The 16,323-nt window shown below is 73.2% G+C and carries 20 protein-coding genes; 11 read left to right on the forward strand and 9 right to left on the reverse strand.

Annotation, left to right across the window (positions count from 1 at the left end; translation table 11 throughout):
• Positions 1 to 2: 2 nt before the first annotated feature.
• Together H030_RS0108065 and H030_RS0108070 are read right to left on the reverse strand one after the other, a co-directional pair.
• Positions 3 to 1,235, reverse strand: a complete 1,233-nt coding sequence (locus H030_RS0108065) for an MDR family MFS transporter (protein ID WP_051222039.1) — start codon at positions 1,233 to 1,235, stop codon at positions 3 to 5.
• Positions 1,232 to 2,041, reverse strand: a complete 810-nt coding sequence (locus tag H030_RS0108070) for a DUF2804 domain-containing protein (protein ID WP_027005738.1) — start codon at positions 2,039 to 2,041, stop codon at positions 1,232 to 1,234. Before H030_RS0108070 ends, H030_RS0108065 begins: the two co-directional genes overlap by 4 nt.
• A gap of 63 nt (positions 2,042 to 2,104) precedes the next feature.
• On the opposite strand from H030_RS0108070, the gene H030_RS0108075 reads away from it, so the two are divergent.
• From H030_RS0108075 to H030_RS0108105, 7 genes are read left to right on the forward strand one after another with little or no spacing between them, the layout of a single operon-like run.
• Positions 2,105 to 2,923 carry a carbon-nitrogen hydrolase family protein gene (locus H030_RS0108075; RefSeq protein ID WP_027005739.1) on the forward strand — a complete coding sequence of 273 codons (819 nt, stop codon included), beginning with the start codon at positions 2,105 to 2,107 and terminating at the stop codon, positions 2,921 to 2,923.
• Positions 2,923 to 3,531, forward strand: coding sequence for a TetR/AcrR family transcriptional regulator (locus H030_RS30345; RefSeq protein WP_035125996.1), 609 nt, complete (start codon positions 2,923 to 2,925; stop codon positions 3,529 to 3,531). Before H030_RS0108075 ends, H030_RS30345 begins: the two co-directional genes overlap by 1 nt.
• A gap of 32 nt (positions 3,532 to 3,563) precedes the next feature.
• Positions 3,564 to 3,701: a hypothetical protein gene (locus tag H030_RS38955; protein ID WP_155891913.1), complete on the forward strand. Its 138-nt coding sequence runs from the start codon at positions 3,564 to 3,566 to the stop codon at positions 3,699 to 3,701.
• Entirely contained in the window at positions 3,701 to 4,003 is a 303-nt protein-coding gene (locus tag H030_RS0108090; RefSeq protein ID WP_027005740.1) for a hypothetical protein, read from the forward strand. Before H030_RS38955 ends, H030_RS0108090 begins: the two co-directional genes overlap by 1 nt.
• Complete coding sequence (locus H030_RS36695; RefSeq protein ID WP_051222041.1) at positions 4,000 to 4,434, forward strand: phage holin family protein; 435 nt, start codon at positions 4,000 to 4,002, stop codon at positions 4,432 to 4,434. Before H030_RS0108090 ends, H030_RS36695 begins: the two co-directional genes overlap by 4 nt.
• Positions 4,435 to 4,668, forward strand: coding sequence for a DUF3618 domain-containing protein (locus H030_RS30355; RefSeq protein ID WP_027005741.1), 234 nt, complete (start codon positions 4,435 to 4,437; stop codon positions 4,666 to 4,668).
• Positions 4,669 to 4,724: 56 nt separating this feature from the next.
• Positions 4,725 to 5,900 carry an AI-2E family transporter gene (locus H030_RS0108105; RefSeq protein WP_027005742.1) on the forward strand — a complete coding sequence of 392 codons (1,176 nt, stop codon included), beginning with the start codon at positions 4,725 to 4,727 and terminating at the stop codon, positions 5,898 to 5,900.
• Positions 5,901 to 5,909: 9 nt separating this feature from the next.
• On the opposite strand, the gene H030_RS0108110 is transcribed toward H030_RS0108105, so the two are convergent.
• Positions 5,910 to 6,785 carry a DegV family protein gene (locus tag H030_RS0108110; protein WP_027005743.1) on the reverse strand — a complete coding sequence of 292 codons (876 nt, stop codon included), beginning with the start codon at positions 6,783 to 6,785 and terminating at the stop codon, positions 5,910 to 5,912.
• A 76-nt stretch (positions 6,786 to 6,861) separates the two neighbouring features.
• Here H030_RS0108110 and H030_RS30360 point away from each other — a divergent pair, with 76 nt between their 5' ends.
• Positions 6,862 to 7,923, forward strand: coding sequence for an NAD-dependent epimerase/dehydratase family protein (locus H030_RS30360; protein ID WP_051222044.1), 1,062 nt, complete (start codon positions 6,862 to 6,864; stop codon positions 7,921 to 7,923).
• Between the two features lie 55 nt (positions 7,924 to 7,978).
• Positions 7,979 to 9,091 carry a carboxylate-amine ligase gene (locus H030_RS0108120; RefSeq protein WP_155891915.1) on the forward strand — a complete coding sequence of 371 codons (1,113 nt, stop codon included), beginning with the start codon at positions 7,979 to 7,981 and terminating at the stop codon, positions 9,089 to 9,091.
• A gap of 47 nt (positions 9,092 to 9,138) precedes the next feature.
• Here the strand turns inward: H030_RS0108120 and H030_RS36700 are convergent, their stop codons facing one another.
• Positions 9,139 to 10,056 (reverse strand): DUF11 domain-containing protein, encoded by a 918-nt coding sequence (locus tag H030_RS36700; protein ID WP_027005745.1) that lies wholly within the window; start codon positions 10,054 to 10,056, stop codon positions 9,139 to 9,141.
• A gap of 258 nt (positions 10,057 to 10,314) precedes the next feature.
• Here H030_RS36700 and H030_RS0108130 point away from each other — a divergent pair, with 258 nt between their 5' ends.
• The gene (locus H030_RS0108130; RefSeq protein WP_027005746.1) at positions 10,315 to 10,848 is read left to right on the forward strand and encodes a hypothetical protein; all 534 of its coding nucleotides are present in this window, start codon (positions 10,315 to 10,317) and stop codon (positions 10,846 to 10,848) included.
• Between the two features lie 10 nt (positions 10,849 to 10,858).
• Here the strand turns inward: H030_RS0108130 and H030_RS30370 are convergent, their stop codons facing one another.
• Genes H030_RS30370 through mtnA form a run of 3 tightly spaced genes read right to left on the reverse strand, consistent with a single transcriptional unit; the run spans position 10,859 to position 13,787 of the window.
• Positions 10,859 to 11,791: a zinc-dependent alcohol dehydrogenase gene (locus H030_RS30370; RefSeq protein WP_051222046.1), complete on the reverse strand. Its 933-nt coding sequence runs from the start codon at positions 11,789 to 11,791 to the stop codon at positions 10,859 to 10,861.
• Positions 11,791 to 12,756, reverse strand: coding sequence for an alcohol dehydrogenase catalytic domain-containing protein (locus tag H030_RS0108140; RefSeq protein WP_027005747.1), 966 nt, complete (start codon positions 12,754 to 12,756; stop codon positions 11,791 to 11,793). The genes H030_RS30370 and H030_RS0108140 overlap by 1 nt, the downstream gene beginning before the upstream one ends.
• Entirely contained in the window at positions 12,753 to 13,787 is a 1,035-nt protein-coding gene (gene mtnA / locus H030_RS0108145; protein ID WP_196809045.1) for an S-methyl-5-thioribose-1-phosphate isomerase, read from the reverse strand. Before mtnA ends, H030_RS0108140 begins: the two co-directional genes overlap by 4 nt.
• 67 nt (positions 13,788 to 13,854) lie before the next feature.
• Here mtnA and H030_RS0108150 point away from each other — a divergent pair, with 67 nt between their 5' ends.
• A complete protein-coding gene (locus tag H030_RS0108150) occupies positions 13,855 to 15,633 on the forward strand; it encodes a hypothetical protein (protein WP_027005749.1) in 1,779 nt (592 codons plus the stop codon).
• Positions 15,634 to 15,663: 30 nt separating this feature from the next.
• Here H030_RS0108150 and grxD read toward each other — a convergent pair whose 3' ends face one another.
• Positions 15,664 to 16,065: a Grx4 family monothiol glutaredoxin gene (grxD, locus tag H030_RS0108155; protein ID WP_027005750.1), complete on the reverse strand. Its 402-nt coding sequence runs from the start codon at positions 16,063 to 16,065 to the stop codon at positions 15,664 to 15,666.
• Positions 16,062 to 16,298 (reverse strand): BolA family protein, encoded by a 237-nt coding sequence (locus H030_RS0108160; RefSeq protein WP_027005751.1) that lies wholly within the window; start codon positions 16,296 to 16,298, stop codon positions 16,062 to 16,064. The genes grxD and H030_RS0108160 overlap by 4 nt, the downstream gene beginning before the upstream one ends.
• Positions 16,299 to 16,323: the final 25 nt, after the last annotated feature.

Genomic DNA, 16,323 nt, shown 5'->3' on the forward strand with positions numbered 1-16,323 from the left:
GCCTAGGCCACCGCCGTGGCCGTTGCCGCCGCAGCCGCGCGCCGCGCCTCGACCGCGCCGCTGAGCGCGAACATCGCCGCCGCCGAGGCCACCGCGACGCCGGCCGCGACCACCCACGGCACGGGCGAGGAGCCGTCGCCGAGCAGGACGCCGCCGACCAGCGGCGTCACGAAGAACGCCGCGCCGAACGTCAGCCCGAAGGCGCCCGCGTAGCGGCCGCGCAGCGCGGGCGGGGCGATCTCGGCGATCAGCCCGCCGCTGGCGGTCGCGTTGGCGATCTCGCCGAGCGTGACGACGAGGATCGCCACGACGTAGCCGCCGAGCGCGTCGCTGACCGCGATGATCCCCATCGCCAAGGCCATCAACAACGCCCCGCCGCCGACGTTGCCCGCGGGCGTCATCCGCAGCAGCCACGGCGTCAGCAGCGGCTGCAGGAGCACGATCGCCAGGCCGTTGACGGCGATCACCAGCCCGTACTGGTCGGCGCCGTGGCCGTGGGCGGCCATCGCCAGCGGGAGGATCGTGTAGATCGTCCCGTAGGCGAGCATCACCGCGAAGTTGATCCCGCAGAACGCGACCGCCAGCCGGTCCCGGAGCACGACGCGGTAGCCCGGGCCGCCACCGGCGCGGTGCTGCGCGGCCTCCGGCGGGCGCGTCTCCGGGATCGTGCGCCAGACGACGAACGCGTAGCCGCAGCACGTGATCGCGTCCAGGGCGAACAGCAGGCCGTAGCCGTGCGCGGCCAGCAGCCCGCCGCCGAGCGCGGCGACCGAGAACCCCAGGTTGACCGCCCAGAACAGCAGGCCGCTCGCGCGCCGGCGGTCCTCGATCGCGACGACGTCGGCGATCGTCGCCTGCGACGCCGGGCGGTAGAGGTCGCCGACGATCCCGACGAGCAGCGTGCACAGCGCGATCGCCCACAGCGAGCGCGCGAACCCCAGCGCGGCGATCGCCAGCCCGGACGCGACCATCCCGCCGACGAGCGTCGGCCGCCGCCCGACGCGGTCGGTCAGCGCGCCGCCGAGCGGCTGCGAGATCACCGAGCCGCCGCCGACGAGCGCGACGATCACGCCCGCGCGGCCCGCGCTGAGGTCGCGCGCCTGCGTCAGGTAGAGCGCCAGGAACGGCTCGACGAACGTCCCGATCCGGTTGACGAGCGTCCCGGCCCAGAGCGACCAGAACGTCCTCGGCAGGCCGCCGGCCCACGCGTGCAGCGCACGCCGCACGGCCGTCACCAGCGCACGGAGTGGCGCTCCATCACGCCCCAGCCGCGGGCGACGGCGACGCCGCCGGGCAGCGTGCCGGAGAAGGTCCCGAAGGGCTGGACGTAGTCGGAGGCCATGAGCTTGAAGTCGTCGCTGCGGGCCCGCCGCGCCTCCTCGGCGAACGCGAGGCGCGCGGCCGGATCCGCGGGGAACGTTACCGCTGAGAGGTCGTCTGCGAACGTCGCGGGCGGGAGCTCGGACGCGGCGCCGTCGACCCAGATCGTGCGCTCGGATTCCTGGGGCGCGTCGTGGACGCCGTCGACGATGTTGAAGCACAACGCCGCGCCGTCGTTGCCGACCCCGACGCCCGCGCACCACTGCCAGTCGGTGCGCCGCGCGTGGTAGCCCGCCGAGTCGTCGATCAACCCGTACAACTCGACCGCGCGACCCGCCACGGTGCCACGCGCCCGGACCGGCTGCTTGCGCGTCCAGATGTAGGACCTGCCGTGCTGCGAGGTGACGGCCATCGCGTCGCCCGCCGGCTCGAGCGTCAACCTGGCCGGCCCGAACCGCACCGCGTCGTCGGCCAGCACGACCGCGCGGGGGAGGAAGACGGTCCTCTCGCGCAGGTCGGTCCGGTCCCACGTCGCCCAGAAGCCCTGCGGCAGCCCGGCGATCCGGACATCCGCCGCGCAGAGCATCATGTCCTCGCCGTAGAGCCCGACGTAGCGCCAGCGCTTGAGCGGGCGGCCGTCGTGCCAGAGGCGCATCCGCCGGGGCGGGACGGCGAGCCCGGTCGGGCGGTCGCGGGCGGGGAGCGACTCCAGGGTGGGCATCCGCGGGGTATGCTCTCAGACGGCGTTGACTGACCAGTCAATCGCCACCCAGGAGACCCCACCGTGCGCGCCGCCGCTGTCCAACTCACCGCGACCGCCGACAAGGCCACGAACCTCGAGACGGCCGATCGGCTCGTGCGCGCCGCCGCCCGCGACGGCGCGTCGCTCGTCGTGCTGCCCGAGAAGTGGTCGGTCTACGGGCAGCCCGAGGACCAGCGCGCCGGCGCCGAGTCGCTCACCGACGGTCCCGCGCTCGCATGGGCGCGCGCGGTCGCGCGCGAGCTGGAGATCGACCTCGTCGCCGGCTCGATCGCCGAGGCGCCGGATGGCAGCGACGAACGCGGGCGCGGCCACAACACATCGGTCCACGTCGGCCCCGACGGGACCGACCGCGCGGTCTACCGCAAGCTCCACATGTTCGACGTCGTCGTCGGCGGCCGCGACTACCGCGAGTCCGACGGCGAGGCCCCGGGCGACGCGATCGTCTCGTCGACGCTCGCCGACGGCACCAGCCTCGGCCTGACCATCTGCTACGACCTCCGCTTCCCCGAGCTGTACCGGAAGCTGGCGGTCGACGGCGCGCGGATCCTCACCGTCCCGTCCGCCTTCACCGAGCCGACGACGCGCGACCACTGGGAGGTCCTCCTGCGCGCCCGCGCGATCGAGAACCAGGCCTTCGTGATCGCCGCCAACCAGACCGGCCGCCACGCGCCCGGGCTGAAGACCGGCGGGCGCAGCATGATCGTCGACCCCTGGGGCCTGGTCCTGGCCCAGGCGCCGGACACCGAGACCTACGTGATCGCCGACCTCGACCTGCCCCGCCAGGACCGGATCCGCACCGACCTGCCGTCCCTCGCCAACCGCCGCCCCGAGGTCTACTGATGGCCACCGCCCGCAACGCCGCGGCCGCCGCCGAGAAGCGCCGCCTGATCCTCGACGCGGCCGTCCGCGTCTTCGCCCGCCAGGGCTTCCACACCTGCCGCGTCAGCGACATCGCCGACGAGGCCGGCGTCGCCTACGGCTTGGTGTACCACTACTTCAGGTCCAAGGACGAGGTGCTCGACACCCTGTTCCTGGAGCGCTGGAACGTCATGCTCGAGGCGATCCGCGAGGTCGACACGCAGGACATCACCGCCAAGCGCAAGCTCGAGGCGATCGCCGGGTTCATCGTCGACTCCTACCGTCACGACCCGGACCTGATGAAGGTCATCATCGTCGAGGTCACGCGGGCGGCGAACTCGTTCGGCCAGACCCATCTCGCGAAGATCACCGAGGCCTATGACTTGATCGGCGGCGTGGTCGAGAAGGCGCAAACGTCCGGCGAGTTCCGCAAGGACATCCCGCCGCAGTTCGCCGCGATGGCCTTCTACGGCGCGATCGAGCAGGTCCTGACGGGCTGGATCTTCGACTCGCTGCCCCAGCTCGCGGGTGGGTTCGACGACGCCAAGCGGTTGATCGTCGAGACGATCTGCAGCGGCCTGGACCAGTGAACGCCTGCCCGGCCGGGTAGGGTCTGCTGGCGATGCAGCAGAACGACATCGTCAAGCGCCTCGCCTGGTCGGGGCTGCTCGCCGCGTTCGGCGCGGCCGCCTCGGTCGTGGCCTCGCGCTTCGCGGCCCTCGCCTACCGCCGGATCTTCGACGAGGACCCGCCGGAGTGATGAGCAGCGAGGCGGATCCCACCACCACCGGCCCCGAGCCGGCCGAGGCTGCGGCCCAGGCGCCCCAGGCGCCGGTCGAGCAGCCGCACGTCCCGGCTCCGGACCCCGCGCCCGAGCCGACGCCGACCGTCGGGACCGCCGACGCGTCGTTCGGCGCGCCCGCGGGCAGCGCCGCGTTCGGCGGCACGACCGCCGGCGACGCGGTCGACCCGCACCCCGAGAAGCTCGTCGGCGCCGCGTTCGCGGGCGGGCTCGTCGGCGCGGTGTTCCTGAAGGTGCTCGCCAAGCGGAGGCACCGATGACGCCGCCGCCCAACGACCCGCAGCAGCCGGCGAGCATCGTCCAGGCGATCCAGGAGATCTCCGAGAAGGCCCAGATCCTGGTCCGCGAGGAGATCGAGCTCGCCAAGGTCGAGATCACCGAGAAGGTCACGAGGCTCGGCAAGGGCGCGGCGATCGCCGCGGCCGCCGGGATCTTCGTCGGCGCCGCGATGGTGATGATCCTGTTCGGGCTGGCGTGGCTCGCCTACTGGGCGATCCCGTTCCCGGACGGCCAGTACTTCTGGGGCTTCTTCACGGTCGCCGCGATCCTGCTGCTGCTCGCCGCCCTGGCGGGCTACATCGCTTACCGCGCGCTGCAGGCGGGTTCGCCGCCGGCGCCGAAGATGGCCATCGAGGAGGCCAAGCTGATCAAGGAGACGGTCCAGGCCGAACACCCGGAGACGACGCTCTAGATGCCTCAGCGTTCCCCGGAGGAGATCCGCGCCTCCATCGAGTCCAACCGCGCCGAGCTGGCCGTCTCGCTCGAGCGGCTGCGCGGCGAGGTCGCCGAGGTGACCGACTGGCGCAAGCAGATCCGGGACCACCAGCAGGAGGTCCTGATCGGCGCCGCCGTCGCCGGCTTCGTGATCGGCGGCGGAATCGCTGCCATCGGCGGGTTGCTCCGCCGCAAGAAGAAGCGCTGGTAGTTGGTCTGACGCGCGCGGCCGGGGACGTCCGGTCGCGCGCCTAGGGTCCGGCGGGAATGCCCCCACCGCCGCTCCCGACCCGGCCCGACATCTCCGTCCGCACCGTCTGGCGTGTGGTGGTGATCGTCGTCCTGGCGGTGCTGATCCTCTACACGATCTACCTGCTGCGCAGGCCGATCGGCTGGGTCCTGGCGGCGACGTTCATCGCGGTCGCGCTGTCGGCGCCGGTCAACCGCCTCAACCAGCACATGAGGCGCGGGTTCGCGATCGCGATCGTCTACCTGATCCTGATCCTGGTCCCGGTCGGGCTGACCGCGCTGGTCGTGCCGCCGCTGGTGACGCAGGGGACGAGCCTGGCCGAGCACCTGCCGGACTACGCCAACGACGTCCAGGACTACGTCAACAAGAACCAGAGGCTGAAGAAGCTCGACGACAAGTACGACCTGACCGGGCAGCTGCAGAAGCAGGCCAACCAGCTGCCGGGGAAGATCGGCGACGCGGCGAAGGTGCTCAGCGACATCGGGCTCGGGCTGGTCAACTCGATCTTCGCGCTGGTCAACATCTTCATCCTGTCGATCTTCATCGTCGCCCGGGGGCGGCAGTGGACCGACGCGGCGCTGAGGCTGAGACCCGAGGCCGAGCGCGAGCGGATGCGGCGGATCCTGGACTCGACGGCCTCCGCGGTCGGCGGCTACGTCCAGGGCGCGCTGACGATCGCGCTGATCGCGGGCATCCAGTCGTTCGTGGTGATGGAGATCCTCGGCGTGCCGTTCGCGGGCCCGCTGGCGGTCCTGGCGGGGCTCGCGTCGCTGGTCCCGCTGGTCGGCGCGACGGTGGCGGCGATCGTCATCGGGCTCGTGACGTTGTTCAACGACTTCCCGACCGACACCATCATCTGGGCGATCTGGGCGGTCGTCTACCAGCAGATCGAGAACAACATCATCCAGCCGCAGGTGCAGCGGCGGACGGTGCAGGTGCAGCCGTTCATCGTGCTGGTGGCCGTGCTGTTCGGCTCGACGCTGCTGGGGATCGCGGGCGCGATCGTGGCGATCCCGCTGGCCGCGTCGATCCAGATCCTCGTCAGGGAGTACTGGGCCTGGAGGCAGGAGGCGAAGGCCGCCGCGATCGTCAACCCGGACGCGCCGCCGCCGGCCGGGCCTCCTGGCACCGGGCTGATCAGGCCGCCCGACGACGACCCGCCGGGCGGCGGGCTCATCATCCCGGCGTCGTAGCTCGGCGAGCTAGACGCCCAGCTCGGCCATGAGGCGGCGGGGGAGGCCCCCGGCGCCGATCAGGCCGGGGCCGACGTGCGTGCCGATGACCGGGCCGATCTCGGAGACGAAGACGGGCTCGGTGCCGAAGATCTCGCGGCCGCGCTCGACGAGCCGCTCGGCCTGCTCGGGGGCCTGGATGTGCTGGACGACCCAGCCGTCGGCGCCGTCCTCGTGGCGGGCCTTGAGGTAGTCGACCATGCGCTCGAAGGCGCGGCCCGCCGTCCGGACGCGCTCGACCGGCGTGATCTCGCGGTCGATCGTGAGGATCGGCTTGATCTTCAGCGCGCCGCCGAGCCAGGCCTGCGCCGTGCCGATGCGGCCGCCGCGCTTGAGGAACTCCAGGGTGTCGACGGCGAACCAGATCTTCATGGTGTCCGCGGCCTCGTTGGTCCGGGCGACGACCGCGTCGAGGTCGGCGCCCGTCGAGGCGGACGCCGCCGCGGCGAGCGCGCAGAGGCCGATCCCGCCGCACGCCGTGCGCGAGTCGATGACCTCGACACGCCGGCCCGGGTACTTGGTGGCGATCTCGGTCGCCGCCTGCCGTGCGGTCTCCGGGGTCCCGGAGATGCCGCCGGCGATGTGGACCGACACGATGTCCCTGCCGGCCTCGGCCAGCGGCTCGTAGACCTCCAGGAAGTCCCCGATCGACGGCTGCGAGGTCGTCGGCAGCGCATCCAGCTCCCGCAACTGCTGGTAGAAGGCGTCGAAGTCCTTCATGTCGGACTCCCGCTCATGGCGGTCACCGAGGTTGACGTACAACGACACCTCACGGATGTCATTGGCCTGCAGAAGCGCACGCGGCGCGTAGTGCGTGGTGTCGGTGACGACCGCGACCTGGGACATGCCTGCCAGCCTACGGGAGCGCGGCGCGCCGCCGCTGCGCGCGCGAGGGCGCGGCGCGTGGCAGGATGCGCGCGGGATGTCCACCACGCTCGTCACCGGCGCCTCTGGGTTGGTCGGCTCGCATGTCGCGGCGGCGTTGGTCGCGCGGGGGGATCGGGTGCGGGTGGTCGTGCCGGCGGGGGCGGCGGCCGGTGTGCTCGGTGAGCTCGATGTCGAGGTCGTCGTGGGCGATGTCACCGACCGCAGGGTGGTCCGGAAGGCGCTGAGGGATGTTGACCGGCTCTTCCACGTGCCGGACGCAACGACGCTCCGCGCGGGGTGGCGGGACCTCTACCGCGTCAACGTCGCCGGCACGCGCGTCGTGCTGGAGGAGGCGCTGGAGGCCGGCGTCGGGCGGGTCGTGCACACGAGCGCCGCCGCCGCGATCGGGCCGGCCGGGCCGCGGGCGAGCACGGTCGACGAGACGCACGTCTACAACGCCGCGCGGACCGGGTTGTCCTATGCCAACGCGAAGGCCGAGGCCGAGCGCGAGGCGCTCCGGATCTGCGCCCAGGGCCTCCCCGTCGTGATCGTCAACCCCGCGCACGTGCTCGGGCGCGGCGACACGTACCGCGGCTCGACCGAGCTGGTCCGGCGGTTCCTGCGCCGCGAGATCCCGGTCTACGTCGATGGGGCGCTGTGCATCGTCGGCGCCGAGGACGTCGCCCGCGGGCACCTGCTCGCCGAGGAGCACGGCGTGGTCGGCGAGCGCTACATCCTGGGCGGCCGGAACTTCACGAACGACCGCCTCTTCGCCGACCTCGCGCGGCTGTCCGGGGTCGACGGACCCGCCGTCAAGCTGCCGCTGCACGCCGCGCTGGCGCTGGCCCGGACCCTCGAGGTCGCACCCGGCCGCCCCGCGATCACCGTCGAGGAGATCCGCGCGCTCTCCCAGCGCTGGTCCTACCGCTCGACCAAGGCCAAGCGCGACCTCGGCTGGACCACCGGCCACCACGAGCAGCCGCTGATCGACACGATCGACTGGTACCGGACCCACGACCCGGACCCGTCGGTCTCGCCGCACCAACCGCTGGCCCTGCGCGCCGCGGGCTTCGGGATCGACCGCCTGACCTCGGTCACCCGCCTCTTCGGCGACTGACGTTCAGCCTTTGGTCCAGCTGCGCGACGACCCGGGCGGGTACGTCGCCGGGGACATGGACCCAGCAGACCACGCCTTCGGCACCGGCAGCCCGTTCTCGCTCGGCGTCGAGGAGGAGCTGTTCCTCGTCGACCCGCTGACCGGCGAGCAGATCGACGCCGGCCCGGCGGTGATCGAGCGCGTCGCGCCGGCGGTGCAGGGCGCGGTGGAGCGCGAGCTGCACGCCTGCCAGATCGAGCTGATCACCGACGTCCACGCCACCGCCAACGACGTCGCCGTCGCGCTGGCGGAGCTGCGGGCGGCGGTGACCGACACCGGCGCGGGTCTGCTCGGCGCGGGCGTCCACCCGCATGCGCCCGAGGGCCAGGCGCCGATCACCGACAAGGAGCGCTACGCCGCGATCCGCCACCTGCTCGGCGACGCGGTCGCCGACCCGACCGGCGGCCTGCACGTCCACATCGGGATGCCGGACCCCGAGACGGCGATCCGCGCCTTCAACGCGCTGCGCCGCCACCTGCCACTGCTGCAGGCGCTGGGCGCCAACTCGCCGTTCCGCCACGGCCGCGACACCGGCCTGGCCTCGGCGCGCGAGGTCACGATGCGCGGCTGGCCGCGCTCCGGCGTGCCGCGCGCGATGCGCGACTTCGAGGACTTCTGCAGCTCCAGCGCGCTGCTGGCGCGCGCGGCGGACGTGCCGGACTACACGTGGTTCTGGTGGAAGCTGCGCCCGCACCCGCGCCTGGGGACCGTCGAGGTGCGCGCGCTCGACGCGCAGACCTCGCTCGACGACGTCGCGGCGCTCGTCGCGCTCGCTCATTGCCTCGCCCGCCACGGCGCGACCGCGCCGGCCGAGCCCGACCCGCCGGCCGAGATCCTCGACGAGGGCGCCTTCCGGGCCGCGCGCTTCGGGACCGAGGCCGAGCTGCCCGACCGCGAAGGGCGGCTCGTCCCGGTGCGCGTCCTGCTCGAGGACGTGCTCGCGCAGGTCGCCGACGACGCGCGCGAGCTGGGCTGCGCCGACGAGCTGGACGGGACCCGCAGGCTCCTGGAGCACGGCGGCGGCGCCGGCCGCCAGCGCTCGGCGCACGCCATCGGTGGCCTCGGCGCGCTGCTGCGCGAGGCGACGCGCTGGACGGGATCCGGCGTCGCGCACGACGAGATGGTCTGAGCCCCGCACGCGGGCGCCGCGGCGAGGCCGCGGCGCCCGGGCGTCCCTCAGCAGGTGATGAGCAGCGACGTGACCGCGGTGCAGTTGGCCGTCGCGCTGTCGTTGGCGGCGTTGGGGTCGGTGGGTGCGCTGGCGGTCCGGGTGGCGGTGGCGTTCAGCGCGCCGAGGCTGAGCAGCCCGAAGTTGGCCGTGAACCTGGCGTGGGTCGTCGCGCCGTTGGCGAGCGCGCCGATCGGGCAGCTGGCCTGGTGCGTCGTCGCCGAGAACGTGCAGGTCGACGACGTGATCGACGTCGCCTGCGACGACAGCTGCGTGGTGATCGTCGCCGACGTCGCCGCCGCCGGCCCGTTGTTGGTCACCGCGGCGTCGTAGTTGATGGTGCTGCCCAGCAGCGACCCGGTCGCCGTCAGCCCGACCCCGAGGTCGGCCCTGGGCCCGCCGATCGTCAGCGTCAGGCGCGAGGTCTGCGTGTCGCCCGTGCCGCTGTTGGCGTGGTGGCCGAACATCGAGATGTGCTCGCCGTCGGTCGCGCTGCTGGACACCGTGAACGCCGCGCCGCCGCTGATCACCGTGCCCGCCGCCGGGCTGCTCGCGTCCGACACGCCCTGGAACTTGGAGACGGTCCGCGTGAGGTCGTAGCCGCAGTCGACCAGGCCGCCGTCGCCGCAGGTGACGAAGCTCAGATCCTGGAGGTTCTCGGAGGCCTGGCCGCTGTCCTGGCCGTCGCCGAAGGCGAAGATGTTGATGTCGCCGACGTCGCCGGGCCGGACGGTGTAGGTGAACTCGAAGGTGATCCCCTCGCCCGGTGCCGGCGTGGTGTCCGACACCTCCAGCGACAGGCCGCTGGGGCCCGTCACCGTGCCGGGGGCCGCCTGCGCCGAGCCGGCGAAGGCCAGCAGGCCGACGGTGGTCGCGAGGACGGCGAGCGTCGTCCGGGGCGTGCGCGGGACGGCGGCGGTGCGCATGGTGATGCTCCTTCGTCGGCGGGGTGGATCGCCTGCGCAGGTTGCGCTCGCCGGGCGAGTCTGTCAAGCGATGCTGTGCGATCAGTGATGTTAAACCATTTGCAAAGCAACGCATTTGTGATCATGACCGCCGCGCGCCTCGGCGCCAACTGGCTTGGTCACGACGGGATGAGGGCGTACTGTCGATCACACCGGCTGCTCAGCGTCGCTGATCCATGCCGGTCTGAAAGCGGCTCATCCGTCACGGAGGGGAATGCCATGTCTCGCGTCGCCCGCTCGCTGAGCCTGACCCTGCTCGCCGCCGCTGCGCTCGCCGCCGTCCCCGGCGCCGCGCAGGCGCAGGACGATCCGGTCGTGTGCACGGGATCGGTGACGGTGCACTACGCGCCGGCGCTGGGCCCGCTGCCGAGGGTGAGCAGCCAGCAGGTCGCCGAGCGGCTCGGCACCGGCGGCGGCGGCGCGTGCACCGGGCCGTTCAGCTCGGGTGCGGCCGACACCAGCTTCACGCAGCAGGTCGGTTGCCTGCTCCAGGGGCTGGGCGACACGCTCGTCACGAACGTCGTCACCTACCACTGGAACGGCGGCGCCTCCAGCACCATCACCTATCCGGTCACGACCGTCGTCCACGCCGCCAACCAGCTCGTCGTGACCTCCACCGGCACGGTCACCGCCGGCTACGGCCAAGGGGCCCTGTCCGAGCGGATCGCGGCCTACGCCGACCTGGACCTGGTCAGCTGCCTGAGCTCCGGCGTCGCGCAGCAGACCGGCACGCTGACGGTCGCCATCGGCTGAGCGCGGCGCCTCAGCGCGTCGGGTCGACGACGAGCTTGCGGGCCTCGGCGCCCCAGGGCGGCGCAGCGAGCGCCGCGTGCAGGCCGTCGAGGCCGACCGCCGGCCCCGCGAACGCCAGGTGGTCGACCGCGCCGGTCGACAGCAACAACAACGCCTCGTCGACCTCGGCGGGGCGGTGGTGGAAGGCGCCGACCACATCAACTTCGTCGTAGTGGATGCGCCCGGCGGGGAGGGGGACGTCGCCGGAGGGACAGCCGCCGACCATCACGACGCGCCCGCCGGGCGATGCCAGCTGCAGCGCGTCGTGCCACGCACCGGGACGGCCGACGGCCTCGAAGATCAGCGGGCCCGAGGCGGGCGGGAGCGCCTCGGTCGCGGAGGCGCCGAGGGACTCCGCCTGCGCGCGGCGCTCCGGATGGCGGTCGACGACGGTGACGTCGCGGCCGTCGAGCACGAGCAGCCGCGCGAGCATCAGCCCGATCGTCCCGCCACCCAGGACCACCGCGACGCGCTCGCGGCCGCCGCGGCCGACCGCGTGGACGCAGGCCGCCAGCGGCTCGGCCATCGCCGCGGCGGCGAACGGGAGGCCGTCCGGGATCGGGTGCAGCGCCGCCGCGGGCGCCGCGATCCGCTCCGCGAAGCCGCCCATCACCCAGGTCATCGCGCGGCAGAGGTGGGTCGCTCCGGCCGAGCAACACGTACAGGAACCGCAGGGCACCGAGTCGCCGACCAGGACGCGCTCGCCGGTGTCGAACCGCTCGCCCGCGGTCTCGTGGCCGAAGCGCGCTGGGTAGGCGCCGAGCGTCGGGTGGCCGTGCTTCAACATCTTCAGGTCGGTCCCGCAGGTCGTCGCCGCCCGCACGCTCACCACGACCTCACCGACCGGCTCCGGGACGTCCTCGATCCGCAGGTCGTCCGGCCCGTACAACAACGCCGCGCGCATCAGGGCAACACCAACACCTTGATCGCCTCGCCGGTCCGGACCATCTCCAGCGCGCGCCCCGTCTCCTCCAACCCGACGCGATGCGTCACCCACGGCATCGGGTCGACGGCGCCGGACGCGAGCAGCTCATAGGCGTCGATCATGTCCCGCGCGCCCGCGGAGTACGACGCGATCACGTCGACCTCACGCCGGTACTGCGACACCGCGTCCAGCGACAAGGGCTTGCCCGGCGACGGCGTGGCGTACAACAACAGCACGCCGCCCGGGGCGACCGACGCGAACCCGTCGGTCACCGCCTCCGCCGCGCCGGAGGCCACGAACGCCACGTCGACCAGCTCGTTGCCGTGCCGCTCCGCGCCCGCGGCCAGCGCGTGCTCCATGCGGTCCGCGCGCGGCTCCCTGACCCACACCGCCTCGACCCCGCGCGCGTGCGCGGCGGCGATCGCCAGCAGCCCGGACGTCCCGGCGCCCAGCACCAGCAGCGAGTCGCCCGCCCGCAGCCCCGCGCGGTCCATCGCCCGCAGGACGCACGCCAGCGGCTCGACGAACGTCCCGCGCTCCTCGTCCAAGTCCTCCAACAACAGCAGCTCGCCGACCAGCTCGGCCGGGACCCGGACACGCTCCGCGAACCCGCCCGGCGCGATGTTGGTGGTCCTGAACGACTCGCACAGCGTCTCGTGCCCGCGCCGGCAGCGCCGGCACTCCCCGCACGGCGCGTGGTGATGGACGACAACGCGGTCGCCCACCGCAAGGCCTACAACTCCGGCGCCGACTTCCACAACTTCCCCGGTCAGCTCGTGCCCGAGGACCACCGGGACCTTCGGCGCCACCCACGCGTCGCTGATGTCCGACCCGCAGACGCCACAGGCCAGGACCCGGCAGACGACCTCGCCCGGCCCGGCGCTCGGCTCCGGATCGTCCTGCACGGCGACCTCCCGAACCCCGACCGAACGCGCGACCTTCATGACGCCAGCAGCTCCGCGACGGACTCGGCGCTCACCGGCGCGGCGATGCCGCGTTCGGTGACCAGGGCGGTGATCAGCGATGCGGGCGTCACGTCGAAGGCGGGGTTGATGACCGGCGTGCCGGGTGGCGCCACGCCGACACCCGCGAGGGTCAGGACCTCGTCGGCCGCGCGCTCCTCGATGACGATCGCGGCGCCGTCGGGGGTCGAGGCGTCGATCGTCGAGGTCGGCCCCGCGACCAGGAACGGCACCGACGCGGCCGCCGCCGCCAGCGCGTGCGAGTAGGTCCCGACCTTGTTGGCCGTGTCGCCGTTGGCGGCGACCCGGTCGCAGCCGACGATCACGGCGTCCGCAGCGCCGCGCGCCAGGAGCCCCGCCGCCGCCCCGTCCACGATCAGCGCGTGCGGGATCCCGAGGCGGTCCAGCTCCCATGCCGTCAACCGCGCGCCCTGCAGCAGCGGGCGCGTCTCGCACGCGATCACGCGGACGCCCTCGACCCGCTCGGCCAGCGTGATCGCCACGCCCAGCGCGCTCCCGCGCCCGCCGGTCGCCAGCGCGCCCGTGTTGCAGTGCGTCAGCAACGTCCGGACGCCTCGCTCCACCAGCCAGTCGGCGCCCAGCGCGCCCATCGCCAGCGACGCCGCGTCCTCCGCCGCGTGGATCTTCTGTGCCTCGCCCCGCGCGGCGCTCGCCAGCGTCGAGGGCCCGGCGCCCAGGCACGCCGCGCGCACGCGCTCGACGGCCCACGCCAGGTTCACCGCCGTCGGCCGCGACGCGATCAGCACGTCGCACGCCTCCTCCAGCGCGCCCAGCGACGGCCGCGCCGAAAGCTCCAAAGCGACCCCGTACGCCGCCGCGATCCCGATGTTCGGCGCACCCCGCACGGCCAGTCGCCCGATCGCCTCCGCGACGTCCGCCGCACCCGCCGGCGTCAGCCACACCTCGCTGCCCGGCAGCAGCGTCTGATCGAGCAGCGACAACCGCCGCCCGTCCCACCGGATCGCCTGGATCCCACCAACACCAATGGCCACGCCGCAGACACTAGCTCGCCCCGAGCGCCGCGCCCCGCCGCAACGATCCGTAGTGTTCAGGCGACCCGTGCTCAAGTCCCGCTTCGCGGCCGTCCTGGCCGCAACACTCCCCGTCCTCGCCGCCTCCGCCACCCAGGCGCAGGCCGCCGGCGATCCGATCCTGCCGCTCAACCAGGTCACCGCCGGGATGCACTGCACCGGCTACACGGTGATCCGCGGCCTGACCATCACGTCCTTCGACGTGGACGTCATCGACGTCATCGGCGGCTCCGACCCGTCGGTCCTCGTCCGCGCGTCCGGCCCCGCGGTCGACGACACCGGGATCGCGGAGGGCTTCAGCGGCTCGCCCGTCAAGTGCCCGGACCCCAAGGACAACAACATCCCGAAGACGATCGGCGCGATCGCCCAGGGCACGGGCGACTACGGCAACAGGGTCGTCCTCGTGACGCCGATCGAGACGATGCTCGGCGAGCCGGTCGTCCCGCCGTCGAGCGCCGCGTCCGCGAACAGCGCGACCGCCGCCGCGGTCAGGCGCTCCAAGCGCGCGCTCGCCGCGCCGCTCTCGTTCGCCGGCGTCTCCGGTCCGGTCGCGCAAGCCCTACAACAAGCCGGCAGGAAGCTCGGCCGCGCCCTCTACGCCGCGCCCGACCCGGTCCCGACCTCGGGCACCGCGCCCGGGATCACGTGGGCGCCGCAGGTCCTGCAGCCGGGTTCCAGCGTCGCCGTCGGCCTCGCGGGCGGCGACGTCGCCGCGGGCGCCGTCGGCACCGTCACCTACGTGGACGGCAACAACGTGTACGCCTTCGGCCACCCGCTCGACGGCGCCGGCCGCCGCAGCCTCCTGCTCCAGGACGCCTACGTCTACACGGTCATCAACAACCCGCTGGACACCGAGAACGACACGTCCTACAAGCTGGCCGCGCCCGGCCACGACCTCGGGACGCTCTCCGACGACGCGCCGTCCGCCGTCGTCGGGACGCTCGGCGCGCTGCCGGACCACTTCCCGCTCAACATCTCCGCGACCGACCTGGACTCCAGGCGCACGATCCACCTCAAGTCCGAGATCGCCGACGAGACCGCGATCGGCCAGCCGACCGGCAGCTCGTCGCTGACCCAGGTCGGCCCGGTCGCCGTCGCCCAGGCCGCCTACGACATCCTGCGCGGCTCGCCCGCGCGCCAGTCCGGCTCGATGTGCGTCCGGATCACCGTGCGCGAGCGCAGGGCGCCGCTGCGGTTCTGCAACACCTACGTCGGCGGCTCGCCGACGTCGCCGGCCGGCCCGCTCGTCGCGGACTTCGCGTCGGCCAGCGGCCTGCTCGACACCTACAACTTCGGCGTCCTGCACGTCACGAAGGCCGACGTCAACCTCAAGCTGCGCCGCGACCTCCGCCAGGCCTACATCTTGAACGCGACCGGGCCGTCGACCGTCAGGCCCGGCCACGACATCACCGTCAAGATGTACGCCCAGCGCGTCCGCGGGGCCAAGTTCACCAAGAACGTGAGGGTCCACGTCCCGCGCGGGCTGCCGAAGGGCCAGCTGATCCTGCAGCTGACCGGCTCGCCCGCCGACACCGTCGCGGGCGGCAGCGACTCGCAGGACCTGTCGTCGATCTTCGAGGTCGCGCTCGGTGGCGACGACTCGTCGTCGGCCGACGATCCCGGCCCGCGCGACCTCACGCAGCTCGGCGACGCGTTCACCGGCCTGGAGCGCGAGGACGGCGTGACCGCCTCGTTCCACCGCCCGGGCGACGACGACCCCAACGACGCGACCCCGGAGTACGAGGTCTACCGCGACCCCGAGCTCCGCGTCAGCGGCGACGCGAAGCTGCGGGTCACGGTGAAGTGACGCGCGCGGCGTGACGCCGCGCGCGCCGCGCTAGGACAGGCGGTTCTCGATGCCCAGCGGCGCCGGCGCGGCCGGCGCGGTCTGGGCCTCGGGCTCGACGTCGTCGGGCTGCTCGACGCCCAGCGCCTGGGCCAGCTCGCCGGTCTCGAACATCTCGGTGACGATGTCCGCGCCGCCGACGAGCTCGCCGTCGACGAACAGCTGCGGGATCGTCGGCCAGTTCGAGAGGGCCGACAGCTCCTGGCGGATCCGGGGATCCGGCAGGATGTCGACCGCCGCGAACGGTGCGTCGAGCGCCTGCAGGGCGCCAACGGTCCGGGCGGAGAACCCGCACGCGGGGGCGTCGGGGGTGCCCTTCATGAAGAGGATCGTCTTGTTATCGCGGATCGCCTCGGCGATCGCGTCACGGATGGGGTTCGTGTCGCTGCTCATGCCTGCTCCGGGACTCGGGTGGTGAGGGAAAGGGCGTGGATGGCGCCGCCGATCTCCGTGCCGAAGACGTCGTAGACCAACCGGTGCTGTGCGATCCTGGTGAGACCGTCGAAGGCGGGGGAGACGACCGTGGCGCGGAAGTGGTCCCCGCCGCCCGTCCAATCCTCGACTTCTGCGGTGCTCTCAGGGAGGGCAGCCTCGATGCGGCGCTTGATCTCGTCGGTCGTCGGCATTGGCGCTTGAGGGTATCGCTATCCT

Source organism: Conexibacter woesei Iso977N, assembly GCF_000424625.1.
Taxonomy (GTDB): domain Bacteria; phylum Actinomycetota; class Thermoleophilia; order Solirubrobacterales; family Solirubrobacteraceae; genus Baekduia; species Baekduia woesei_A.

Coding starts and splice junctions, on each gene's coding strand:
- H030_RS0108130 (WP_027005746.1), top strand. CDS start 10,315: ATGTCTCGCGTCGCCCGCTCGCTGAGCCTGACCCTGCTCGCCGCCGCT.
- H030_RS30345 (WP_035125996.1), top strand. CDS start 2,923: ATGGCCACCGCCCGCAACGCCGCGGCCGCCGCCGAGAAGCGCCGCCTG.
- H030_RS36700 (WP_027005745.1), bottom strand. CDS start 10,056: ATGCGCACCGCCGCCGTCCCGCGCACGCCCCGGACGACGCTCGCCGTC.
- H030_RS0108105 (WP_027005742.1), top strand. CDS start 4,725: ATGCCCCCACCGCCGCTCCCGACCCGGCCCGACATCTCCGTCCGCACC.
- H030_RS0108160 (WP_027005751.1), bottom strand. CDS start 16,298: ATGCCGACGACCGACGAGATCAAGCGCCGCATCGAGGCTGCCCTCCCT.
- H030_RS0108120 (WP_155891915.1), top strand. CDS start 7,979: ATGGACCCAGCAGACCACGCCTTCGGCACCGGCAGCCCGTTCTCGCTC.
- grxD (WP_027005750.1), bottom strand. CDS start 16,065: ATGAGCAGCGACACGAACCCCATCCGTGACGCGATCGCCGAGGCGATC.
- H030_RS0108070 (WP_027005738.1), bottom strand. CDS start 2,041: ATGCCCACCCTGGAGTCGCTCCCCGCCCGCGACCGCCCGACCGGGCTC.
- H030_RS0108090 (WP_027005740.1), top strand. CDS start 3,701: ATGAGCAGCGAGGCGGATCCCACCACCACCGGCCCCGAGCCGGCCGAG.
- H030_RS0108110 (WP_027005743.1), bottom strand. CDS start 6,785: ATGTCCCAGGTCGCGGTCGTCACCGACACCACGCACTACGCGCCGCGT.
- H030_RS0108140 (WP_027005747.1), bottom strand. CDS start 12,756: ATGAAGGTCGCGCGTTCGGTCGGGGTTCGGGAGGTCGCCGTGCAGGAC.
- H030_RS38955 (WP_155891913.1), top strand. CDS start 3,564: ATGCAGCAGAACGACATCGTCAAGCGCCTCGCCTGGTCGGGGCTGCTC.
- H030_RS36695 (WP_051222041.1), top strand. CDS start 4,000: ATGACGCCGCCGCCCAACGACCCGCAGCAGCCGGCGAGCATCGTCCAG.
- H030_RS30355 (WP_027005741.1), top strand. CDS start 4,435: ATGCCTCAGCGTTCCCCGGAGGAGATCCGCGCCTCCATCGAGTCCAAC.
- H030_RS30360 (WP_051222044.1), top strand. CDS start 6,862: ATGTCCACCACGCTCGTCACCGGCGCCTCTGGGTTGGTCGGCTCGCAT.
- H030_RS30370 (WP_051222046.1), bottom strand. CDS start 11,791: ATGCGCGCGGCGTTGTTGTACGGGCCGGACGACCTGCGGATCGAGGAC.